This window comes from uncultured Kluyvera sp. (assembly GCF_902485085.1).
GTDB lineage: Bacteria > Pseudomonadota > Gammaproteobacteria > Enterobacterales > Enterobacteriaceae > Kluyvera > Kluyvera ascorbata.
In genome coordinates this window covers 1-10,293 of the sequence record NZ_CABTJS010000169.1, presented here as the reverse complement: position 1 = coordinate 10,293, position 10,293 = coordinate 1, and the positions used below count along the sequence as shown (strand labels likewise).

At 53.3% G+C, this 10,293-nt stretch carries 8 protein-coding genes; 4 read left to right on the top strand and 4 right to left on the bottom strand.

The window, feature by feature from the left end; translation table 11 throughout:
- Positions 1-114: 114 nt before the first annotated feature.
- The 3 genes from RDN66_RS20830 to RDN66_RS20820 form a co-directional block, all read right to left on the bottom strand.
- Positions 115-1,380: a hypothetical protein gene (locus tag RDN66_RS20830; protein WP_308538158.1), complete on the bottom strand. Its 1,266-nt coding sequence runs from the start codon at positions 1,378-1,380 to the stop codon at positions 115-117.
- A 1,071-nt stretch (positions 1,381-2,451) separates the two neighbouring features.
- Positions 2,452-2,847 carry a RidA family protein gene (locus tag RDN66_RS20825; RefSeq protein ID WP_035896012.1) on the bottom strand — a complete coding sequence of 132 codons (396 nt, stop codon included), beginning with the start codon at positions 2,845-2,847 and terminating at the stop codon, positions 2,452-2,454.
- On the bottom strand, positions 2,847-4,304 hold the full coding sequence (locus RDN66_RS20820; RefSeq protein ID WP_308538157.1) for a D-aminoacylase: 1,458 nt from the start codon (positions 4,302-4,304) through the stop codon (positions 2,847-2,849). Before RDN66_RS20820 ends, RDN66_RS20825 begins: the two co-directional genes overlap by 1 nt.
- 202 nt (positions 4,305-4,506) lie before the next feature.
- Between RDN66_RS20820 and RDN66_RS20815 the strand changes: the two genes are divergently transcribed.
- Positions 4,507-5,727: an amino acid deaminase gene (locus tag RDN66_RS20815; RefSeq protein WP_308538156.1), complete on the top strand. Its 1,221-nt coding sequence runs from the start codon at positions 4,507-4,509 to the stop codon at positions 5,725-5,727.
- A 58-nt stretch (positions 5,728-5,785) separates the two neighbouring features.
- On the opposite strand, the gene RDN66_RS20810 is transcribed toward RDN66_RS20815, so the two are convergent.
- On the bottom strand, positions 5,786-6,865 hold the full coding sequence (locus RDN66_RS20810) for a MurR/RpiR family transcriptional regulator (RefSeq protein WP_202216511.1): 1,080 nt from the start codon (positions 6,863-6,865) through the stop codon (positions 5,786-5,788).
- A 272-nt stretch (positions 6,866-7,137) separates the two neighbouring features.
- Here RDN66_RS20810 and RDN66_RS20805 point away from each other — a divergent pair, with 272 nt between their 5' ends.
- The 3 genes from RDN66_RS20805 to celB are packed head-to-tail and all read left to right on the top strand — an operon-like array spanning position 7,138 to position 10,163.
- Positions 7,138-7,443 carry a PTS sugar transporter subunit IIB gene (locus RDN66_RS20805; RefSeq protein ID WP_106925318.1) on the top strand — a complete coding sequence of 102 codons (306 nt, stop codon included), beginning with the start codon at positions 7,138-7,140 and terminating at the stop codon, positions 7,441-7,443.
- Between the two features lie 16 nt (positions 7,444-7,459).
- The gene (locus tag RDN66_RS20800) at positions 7,460-8,764 is read left to right on the top strand and encodes a 6-phospho-beta-glucosidase (RefSeq protein ID WP_202216512.1); all 1,305 of its coding nucleotides are present in this window, start codon (positions 7,460-7,462) and stop codon (positions 8,762-8,764) included.
- Positions 8,765-8,813: 49 nt separating this feature from the next.
- Positions 8,814-10,163, top strand: coding sequence for a PTS cellobiose transporter subunit IIC (gene celB, locus RDN66_RS20795; RefSeq protein WP_227675110.1), 1,350 nt, complete (start codon positions 8,814-8,816; stop codon positions 10,161-10,163).
- Positions 10,164-10,293 lie beyond the last annotated feature (130 nt).

Below are 10,293 nucleotides of genomic sequence, written 5' to 3'. Positions count from 1 at the left end.
CACGCTGAATTATCAGACACCGTCTGAATTTGCAGCGGGCTGGAGAAAGGGTCATTCTGAGAATGAAGATTCCGACGTTACTAACTGAGTGTTGTATCTAATCGTGGGGGCAGGTCACCTAATGGAGTTATAGTTTTTTTTCTTATCATAACTCTCATAGAAATATTCCGAAAAGAACTCTCGTCGAGTTGGTGACGTTGCAAGGCAATCAATATATTCCGCAGGGAAGTTTTTATCGTGATAGTCTAAAGTAAGATTAGCAATAGTGTAGTGAATCCTCTTTTTCGCCCACATATCCATCAATGGGGCAGTAAACATATTATCAATTAAATTCAAGACTGTATTTGCATACAATTTTGATTGATTATTTTGATCGTAATAAAACAAAACCATAATCCCTTCAATTAGATTCTGGTTAAAACTTATTGCATTGAAAAAGCCTAATGATAATTTTATATTCGGGTAAAAATGTGAGTACGCGGTCTGTGAAACAAGGTCATGGTATTTAGATACCCCCTCATCGTTCACATAGTTATATATCTCATTTATTTCGCTAAAACTACAATTCGTCACAAATGACTGTATACTTTCAATTCTCTCTTGTTCCCACCCCTCAAGGTTATTAGTTACAGCACGTCGACTAATAAATAGTTCAGGGGTAATATCTTGAATATCAGCAAGTGTAGACAAATAAGAAAACATCCCTACATCTGCAACATTAAGTCTTAGAGATTCATTAACCATTGAAGATTCAGAGATAACATGGCCTATGTTATCAAAAAATGAGAAAGGTTTCCCATTGTTTCCGGTGTTGGGTTGGGCCCACGTAGGATAGAATGAATTGATTTCACCGTCTCGATATAGAACAGCGATCCTCATACAATTAAATGGCTCGTCAAGTTTATAATAACAGATTAACTCACCATCACGACTTTCCGGCTTGCTGATATTTAACATAGCATCATTCAGCAAATCAAGAATATTGCTTTCATCAATTGTCTTTGGAAATAGTGTTTTCCAAAGAAAACCTGATTTGTAGTTATTTTCAGGAAATAATGTTATCTTTGCTGCTTTAGATGTAAAAACTGACTCGGGCAACTTTAATAGGATCGTGCCATTTTGAAGTTCTCGCTCATAGAACCATTCACCATCGTTTTTATTATTATAGAGAATAATATTTTTCAGTTCTGGAGATCTACTTAAATATGCTTGCCATCCTGAATAGGTATGTAATCCACCAGAGATTACTTTTTTAACAATTCGCCCATTATCTGTTGGGAATACCTTATCAGTAACATCCCCATGGAGGACATGATCAAGGGCATTTTGTGACAACGTAAGATTTAGGTTTTCATTTATTCTATACGTATGAAGTACCATCGTCTAAATTATTCCATTGTAAGTAAATTGGATAAAGAGATACTTTAACTTACCTCTTCATCTAAAGCATTACAAAAAATAGGGGGGATCTTTAGGTAATGACAACAAAAAACCAAAAATCCCCGCATCTCAAATGTAACTACTCATAAACTGCCCACATGTTCAGCAACTGTAGGCTTTTTTGTGTCAAATATTGCAGTCAAAACATCTGTTTGCTTCGGGCACGGTAAGTTCCCTTGCCGGCCACCAACTGAAGCCGTGGACTTTGTTACGGTCAACGGCGTTGGTGTTTTAGTCCAAGGCAATACCTACCCATCTCATTCAAACGGAAATACCTCTCACGTGGGTATCGCTCAATCAACGCATCCCTGGATCACTATCGCCGGTCAGTCCGTCTTTTGTGAGGGTGATCCGGTCTCCTGTGGCTCAACAGTTACCAGTGGCGACGCGCTGGTGAATATAGGTTAACGATGCTTTCAACAACAAACCAACTTGACGCTTATAAAAAGCTCGTTGCTTCTGGTGGATTAACCACCGCACCGAGTTATACCAAAAGCGTGATAACAGCGAGCAAGGCAACTACTTTAGTCAGTACTCTCCAAGCTCTGGCGCTGCCATCCAGTACCCAGCACGGTATCAAACAATGTATCGCAGATAGCCGCCTGGTCCACCAGCCTTGATGGCATTGCGTCAACGTCGAACTTGCACGCACAGCTTGTTAGCACTTACACAGATCCATCAGCCCCAATTCAGTTATCTATTGGTTGGGATGTTCATTGCCGGGGAAATGACACAGCGGCAATCGAGCTTCCCACATCTTTGGCCATAACCAACGTGACAGTGCCGGCTGCGCTGTGTGACACTCTCGATAGCCTAGATACAACAGACCTGACTCTTGCGATGCCATCAATCAATACCACATTAGGCATTGGTACCACGTCATCGCGAGCGAGCAAATCAGTGATCTGGACAATGCGATTGAGGCTTCGGAGTTAAAATGAGCCCGCTTTTCTCCCTCTCCCTTCCAGGGAGAGGGCCGGGGTGAGGGTACAGCCCGCACCACCCCGCAAGTTACTTCACCCGTTCCGCGTTGTAACAGGTCAAATCCACCTCAACCTTACAATCCACCACCAAATCCGCCACGCAGCACACGCGTGCCGGTGGATGATCGGCAAAGAACTCACGGAATACCTTGTTAAAGGACTGGAAGTAACGCGCATCGGTCAGATACACCTTCACATGCACCACGTCCGCCAGGCTGTATCCCGCGTCCTGCATAATATCCACGCAGTTCTGAATCGCCAGCCGCGACTGCTCGACAATGCCGCCCTCCACCACTTCACCATCCTTCATCGGCGTTTGCCCGGACACATACAGCCAGCCTCCGGCCTCAACGGCCTTGGCAAACGGCAGAGACTGCCCGCCGGTGCCGGTGCTGCCGCCGACGCCATAACGTTTAATGCTCATTATTGCTGCTCCTTAATTTTTCCGGCTGACCGGCGTAAGAATCGCCCGGCGCGCCCGATAACATGGTAATTCTGCCCATAACTCATCACCCCGTTGACCATCACCGCATCGATACCGGCGGCGTGCTGCTGTGGGTCGCTGAAGCTTGCGACATCGCGGATAGTTTCTGGGTCAAACAGCACCAGATCGGCAAAATAGCCGCGCTTGATGAGCCCGCGGTCGGTGAGCTGAAAACGCGCCGCCGACAGACCGGTCATCTTGTGCACCGCGACGGTAAGCGGGAACAGTTTTTCATCGCGGCTGTAGTGCCCCAGCACGCGTGGGAACGCGCCCCACAGGCGAGGATGCGGCATCGGATCATTCGGTAAACCGTCCGAGCCCACCATGGTCAACGGATAGCGCAGCACCCGCTGCACGTCCTGCTCGTCCATGTTGTAGTAAATCGCGCCAGCAGGCATCAACCGCTTGCCCGCCTCTTCCAGCGTAAGCGACCAGCTTTGCGCAATCTGCTTTAAGGTCTGCCCGGCCATCTCCGGGTGCGGCGTCGACCAGGTGATAACGATGTCAAAATCGGCGGTAATCTGCTTCATATCCAGCGTCGATGAACTGGCGGAATACGGATAGCAGTCGCAGGAAACGTCCTGCTGCTGGCGGACGTTATCGAAGAGCGCCAGGGTTTCCACGGTGCGCCCCCAGTTATTCGCCCCCGCGCATTTGTGGTGCGAGACCACCACCGGCACCTTGCCGTGGCGGCCAATCCGGAACGCTTCATCAAGCGCGTCGAGAATGGGTTCAAACTCTGAGCGAAGATGGGTGGTATAAATCCCATTTTCCGCCGCCAGTTCTTCCGCCAGCGCCATCACCTCTTCGGTCGTCGACTGGAAGGCGGTGGCATAGGCTAGCCCGGTGCTGAGTCCTAAAGCGCCCTCCTGCAATGCCAACCGTAGCTGCCTGCGCATAGCTTGAATTTCTTGATAGTTGGCCGGACGAAACAGCGAGTCCATCTGGTTATTACGCAGCGCGGTATGACCGACCAGCGTGCCAACGTTCACCGCCGGACGCGCCTGCATGACCGCGTCGGCGTAGGCGTTAACCGTCGGGTAGATAAACTGTTCCGCATTGCCCAATAGGTTCATCGGATCCGGTACGTCGCCTGCGATCGTCGCACTTGCGGCGCTGATCCCGCAGTTACCGACGATAACCGTAGTCACGCCCTGGCTGATTTTGGGCAGGTACTCCGGCATGCGGATAACGTTAATATCGTCGTGGGTGTGAACATCAATAAACCCCGGTGCCAACACGCGCCCCGAGCCGTCAATCTCATGCTGCGCCTGCCCGTCAATAGCGGGCGCTATCTCCACAATGCGATCGCCCTTGATGGCAACATCGCCGCGATACTGCGGGCCGCCGCTACCGTCGATAACCGTGACGTTCCTGAACAGATAATCGAACTGCATCTCTTCTCTACCCCTGTCGTTTCCTGCCTTGAATTTGACCATTTACAAGCGCTGAAAACAGTGAAAGACTACGCAAAACATGCATTAATTAATGATACTTTTATTCATAAAAATCAACGAAAACAATAAAAACACTTTATTTACAATAAAATAAATAATCAAAGATTCATGATATAAACTAAAAACCAGAAGGATTTATGTTATGAAATACCATGAAAGCCTCATCGTACCCCACAAATCCGCAACGCTTTTTACCCCAACAAACATCCTCAATGAAGACGTTTGCCTACCCGCCGCGGTCATTAAAAAAACGGCGCTAACCAACAATATTCAGTGGATGCAGCACTACGCCGATGCGCGTGGCGTCTCACTCGCCCCGCACGGTAAAACCACCATGACACCGTGGATCTTTTCACAGCAGCAACAAGCGGGAGCCTGGGCCATTGGCGTGGGCAGCGCCTGGCAGGCAAGCATTGCTGCGGCAAGCGGGATCCAACGCGTGCTGATGGTGAACCAGCTCGTCGGCAAGGCCAATATGGCGCTGATCGCCAGAATCAAGACGGAATACCCGGCGGTAGATTACCTGTGCTGCGTCGATAGTATCGATAACGCCCGTGCGCTCTCGGCGTTCTTCGCCGCACAAAACCAGACGCTGGATATTCTGCTGGAACTGGGCGTGCCGGGCGGCCGCTGCGGGTGCCGAACCGCAGAACAGGCGCTCACACTTGCCGAGCAGGTTGCCACCTTACCGGCGCTGCGTCTGCGCGGCCTTGAGCTGTATGAAGGCGTGCTGCACGGCGATAACCCGCAGCCGAAAGTGGAAGCGCTACTGCGCGATGCCGCCGCGCTGGCCTGCAAGCTTGAACGCTATGTAACGGGCGAGTTTATCCTCACCGGCGCGGGCTCCGTCTGGTATGACGTGGTGTGTAACGTCTGGCTTGCCGAGCCGAAACCGGCCAACTGCCGGGTGGTGATCCGCCCTGGCTGCTATATCACCCACGATGCGGGGATCTATCTGGAAGCGCAGAACGCAATCGTCGCACGCGACCAGACGGCCTGCGACCTCGGCGGCGATCTGGTTTCTGCGCTGGAACTGGTGGCAATGGTGCAGTCGGTGCCGGAAAGCGGCCGGGCAATCGTCAATTTCGGCAAGCGCGACAGCGCGTTCGATGCCGGGTTACCGCAGCCGGTTGCCCATTATCGTGCGGGGAAATCAGTCACATTGGCGGCAAACAGCATTGAAACCACCGGCATTATGGACCAGCACGCCATGCTGAAGCTGGCACCAGACGTTGACGTGAAGGTGGGAGATATTCTGGTGTTCAGCACTTCGCACCCTTGCCTGACGTTCGACAAATGGAAGGCGCTGCTACTGGTTGATGATGCGTATAACGTGCTGGATACGTTAGAAACGGCGTTCTAAGCCGCCCCGGCGTCGCTGCGCCCGGCCGGGCTACAGGCCGGGCGCAACGATGCCGAAGTTACATCGAATCACATATCAAATCGACAATCAGCAACGACCCATAACGCGCGTCGTTAAGCGGTAGCGTGACGTTTTGCTGATGGCTGAGCGCGCTCTCCTGCTGGCCAATCACGATGATATCCGCCCCTGCCCAGCGCGCCTGATGTACGGCGGCAATCAACGCGCTGCCCGGCGGCGTACCGGCAAAGACCACCAGCACCTGCCCAGCGCCAAGCATCGAGGCGGTAATCCCCATTAACGCCGGATCCTGGCAGACGTTTGCCGGATACCCCTGCGTCAGCAGGCGATACTGCAACACGCTGGCGAACGGGTTATCGGCGGTGCTGGCGCTGAAAATATGCACCGCTTTCGCCTGTTTAAGCAGGCTTGCCGCCCGCTCAACCGACGCTGGCGATAGTTCGTGAAGCTGCGCGTTCAAGGAATATTGGATCTGGTTTAGCCGCTCACGCCACGGCCCCGGCATATCGCCGCTGGCAACCGGGGCGCTGGCCTGCGCCAGCTTCATGCGCAAATCGCGAATATCGTCGCAGCCCGCGGCGCGGGCAAAGCGGGTGATGGTCGCCGGGCTGACCCCTGCCGCCGTCGCCAGTTGGTCGATGGTCGCCGAAGCCGCAAACGCCACGTCGCTGAGGATAGTCTGCGCCACGCGAGACTCCTGCTGGCTGAAGTCCTGTAGCCGTTGGCGGATCAGGCTCAGAATGTCATCGCTGCCGTCGCGACCGATGGAGTGCGAGAAGCGATCGAGGATCTCGCTGCCAATGCCGGCATTTTTCGCCAGCTTTTGCAGCGTACCGGTGTCCACCCATGCCGCGTCGCCGAGCATCGGCGCCGCCGTCGTTTTCAAACGATTCTCCTGCTGCTGATGGCGCACCTGGCCAATAAAGTCATTGAGGTCGGCACAGCCAATGCTGCGCGAGAAATGCTGTAACGTCGCGGGACTCACGCCCGCCTTTGCCGCCAGCTCTTCAATACTTGCCTCAGGTATCTGGGCAAAATTATCGAGGAAAAAGCGCGCCAGCCGGGATTCCTGCGCAGGAAGACCCGATAGCCCATTCACCAGCTGATAAACAATATCCATAACCAGAGAGTCCTAATGTCGGCAAATTCTGCTCGTTAAAAACATCATAATTTATTGAAATTATTTTTCAATTCATTCGATCAACTGACGCTGACACCTTCGGAATTTGGGCGACAACTATTCGTTTTTCTTACTTTGATCACACTTTCACGCGGATAACATACCGTAAAGCAATATTTTAACGCCGATCACACTCATGAAAATAATTTTCATACATGCTACGTAAAACGGCTAATGTGTGAAATATGTTTTCAAGTGAGGGAAAAGTTGTCATGAAAAAGATCATGTTGTGCTGCGCCGCCGGGATGTCCACCAGCATGCTGGTGCAAAAGATGCGTGCCGAAGCCGAAAAGCGGGCGCTGGCGGTCGAGATTAACGCTTATCCGGTTGCCGAAATCGAAAGCATGCTGCCACAGGCCGACGTGGTACTGCTCGGCCCGCAGGTGCAGTTCGAACTCTCTCGTCTGCGTGAACTGTCTGCGCCATTGGGCAAGCCGGTCGAAGTGATCGACATGATGGATTACGGCACCATGCGCGGCGATCGCGTGCTCGATAAAGCGATCCAACTGATGGCCTAAGGCCTCGGAGAGAATAATGAAAATTACCGTGATTGGCGGGGGCAGCAGCTACACCCCGGAACTGGTTGAAGGATTAATTGCGCGTCATGCTTCCCTGCCAATGGCGGAGCTGGCGCTGGTTGATGTCGAAGCGGGTCGAGAAAAGGTCGAGATTATCGCCGCCCTCTCCCGCCGCATGCTCGATCGCAACGGTCTGGAGTCGGTGAAGGTATCGGTTCACTTCGATGCCGATGAAGCGATTACCGGCTCAAGCTTCGTGCTCACCCAACTGCGCGTAGGCCAGCTACCAGCTCGCGCCGCTGATGAGCGTCTGGGCTTAAGTCACAGGCTGCTGGGCCAGGAAACCACCGGCGTTGGCGGCTTCGCCAAAGCGCTGCGCACGATTCCCGTGATGCTGGATATCGCCAGACGCGTTGAACGTCTGGCGCCGAAAGCATGGATCATCAACTTCACCAATCCGGCGGGCATTGTGACGGAAGCGGTGTCACGCCACAGCAAAGCGAAGATTATCGGCCTGTGCAACGTGCCGGTCACTATGCACCACATGATTGCTGACATGCTGAAGCTACCTTACGGCGACGTCTCGCTGCGCTTTGCCGGCCTGAATCATATGGTTTGGGTGCATCAGGTGCTGGCCGCGGGTCGCGATGCGACCGACGAGGTTATCGAAATGCTATGCGACGGCGGGCAGCTGTCGATGAACAACATCAAGGCCATTCCGTGGCCACCGGAGCTACTGCGTGCGCTGCGAGCTATTCCCTGCCCGTATCACCGCTATTTCTGGCAGACCCGCAGCATGCTGGAAGACGAGCTGGCGGATGCCGATAACAAAGGCACCCGCGCCGAGCAGGTGATGAAGGTCGAAGCGTCGCTGTTCGAACTGTACGCCGACCCGCATCTGGACAAGAAACCAGAGGAGCTGAGTCAGCGCGGCGGTTCGTTCTACTCCGAAGTGGCGGTACAGCTGATAAACGCACTGCACAACAATCTTGGCATTGAGATGGTAGTGAACACCACCAACAACGGTGCCATTCAAGGACTGCCGGACGACGCGGTGATAGAAACCAACTGCCTGATTGATGCGCTGGGCGCGCATCCGCTGGCCTTTGGCAAACTGCCGCCGCTGATGAACGGCCTGACCCAGCAGGTGAAGGATTTTGAGCGTCTGACCATTGATGCCGCCGTATATGGCGATAAGCAAAAAGCGCTGCTGGCGCTGGTCGCCAACCCGCTGGTCGCCGATGTGAATCTGGCGTCGGCGCTGGTCGATGAAGTACTCACCATCAATAAAGCGTGGCTGCCGCAGTTTAGCCAACAATAAATACAACAATAGCCCGGTCGGCAACGTCTGCGCCGGGCAGGGGGTGTCTGTGAATAAGTCGATAATAGATAAATACGTTTTACCGACCGCGCTCAAAATCGCCGGACAAAAACATGTGCTTTCGGTGCGTGACGGGATCATCCTGAACATGCCGTTTATGCTGATAGGCTCGTTTTTCCTGATCTTCGCCTATCTGCCGGTGCCGGGTTACGGCACGCTGATGACCGAGCTTTTCGGCCCAACGTGGCAGGAAAAAGTGCTCTATCCGGTGAAAGCGACCTACGACATCATGGCGCTGATCTCCAGCTTCGGTATCGCCTACCGCCTGGCAGAGAAGTACCGCACCCTCGACCCGCTGACCGCCGGGGCCGTCTCTCTGGTGGCTTTCGTGATGACCATTCCGCAGCACATCATGTTTACCCCTTCGGGCAGCGATGTGGCGCAACTGGTGAAAGGCGTGATGCCGATGGGCCAGATTGGCAGCCAGGGATTGTTCGTGGCTATCCTGATTGCCCTGCTCTCAACGGAAATCTACCGCTTTGTTAACGACCGCAACCTGGTTATTCGCATGCCGGAAGGTGTTCCACCGGCGGTGGCAAAATCCTTCCTCGCGCTGATCCCTGGCTTCTGCGTGCTGGCGGTGGTGCTGGCGCTGCGCCTGCTGGTAGAAGCAACGCCGTTTGGCGATATCAACACCATGATTACCGAGCTGGTCGGCATTCCGATGAGCCACGTCGGCGGCTCGCTGCCGGGGATGATTATTTCGGTGCTGCTGATTGGCATTCTGTGGATGCTCGGCCTGCACGGCGACACCATCGTGCTGGTGTTTATCCGCCCGGTCTGGCTCAGCAACATGTCCGAAAACCTGGAAGCGTTCCAGAACGGTTTGCCAATTCCCCACATTATCACCCAGCAGTTCTACGACCTGTGGATTGCGCCGGGTGGTACCGGGGCGCTGTTAGGGCTGGTTATCTTTATGATCCTCCGCAGCCGCAGCGTGCAGATGAAACAGCTCGGTAAAATTGCCGCACCGGGCAGCCTGTTTAACATCAGCGAGCCGATGGTATTTGGTATTCCGATTGTGATGAACCCGTACCTGGTGGTGCCGTTTATCCTGACGCCGGTGGTGCTGGTGATTGTCTCCTACGTGGCGATGACCACCGGTTTAGTGGCCAAGCCGGCCGGAATTGCGCTGCCGTTCACGACGCCGATTGTGGTCAGTGGATACCTGGCGACCGGCGGACATATCTCCGGTTCGGTGCTGCAAATCGTCAACCTCGGGATTTCGCTGGTGATGTATTACCCATTCTTCCGCATCTGGGATAACCTGAAATTCCGCGAAGAGCAGGCCAGTAAGTCGCAGCAGACCACCGCGGCAATGCCAGCAACGGAGCAGTAACCAGGATATAAAAGTAAAAGACCACCTTCTTAGAAGGTGGCTTTTGAGAATGCCCCCTGTAAGGGGGGCTACTTTCACCTTCCGCTTACTACTCTAGCAATTCCATCTGTTGTTCATGTGTTTGTTCCGT

What these genes read in the sequence shown, in the direction of transcription:
- RDN66_RS20830 (WP_308538158.1), bottom strand. Translation starts at nt 1,380, where the DNA reads ATGGTACTTCATACGTATAGAATAAATGAAAACCTAAATCTTACGTTG.
- RDN66_RS20825 (WP_035896012.1), bottom strand. Translation starts at nt 2,847, where the DNA reads ATGAGCATTAAACGTTATGGCGTCGGCGGCAGCACCGGCACCGGCGGG.
- RDN66_RS20820 (WP_308538157.1), bottom strand. Translation starts at nt 4,304, where the DNA reads ATGCAGTTCGATTATCTGTTCAGGAACGTCACGGTTATCGACGGTAGC.
- RDN66_RS20815 (WP_308538156.1), top strand. Translation starts at nt 4,507, where the DNA reads ATGAAATACCATGAAAGCCTCATCGTACCCCACAAATCCGCAACGCTT.
- RDN66_RS20810 (WP_202216511.1), bottom strand. Translation starts at nt 6,865, where the DNA reads ATGGATATTGTTTATCAGCTGGTGAATGGGCTATCGGGTCTTCCTGCG.
- RDN66_RS20805 (WP_106925318.1), top strand. Translation starts at nt 7,138, where the DNA reads ATGAAAAAGATCATGTTGTGCTGCGCCGCCGGGATGTCCACCAGCATG.
- RDN66_RS20800 (WP_202216512.1), top strand. Translation starts at nt 7,460, where the DNA reads ATGAAAATTACCGTGATTGGCGGGGGCAGCAGCTACACCCCGGAACTG.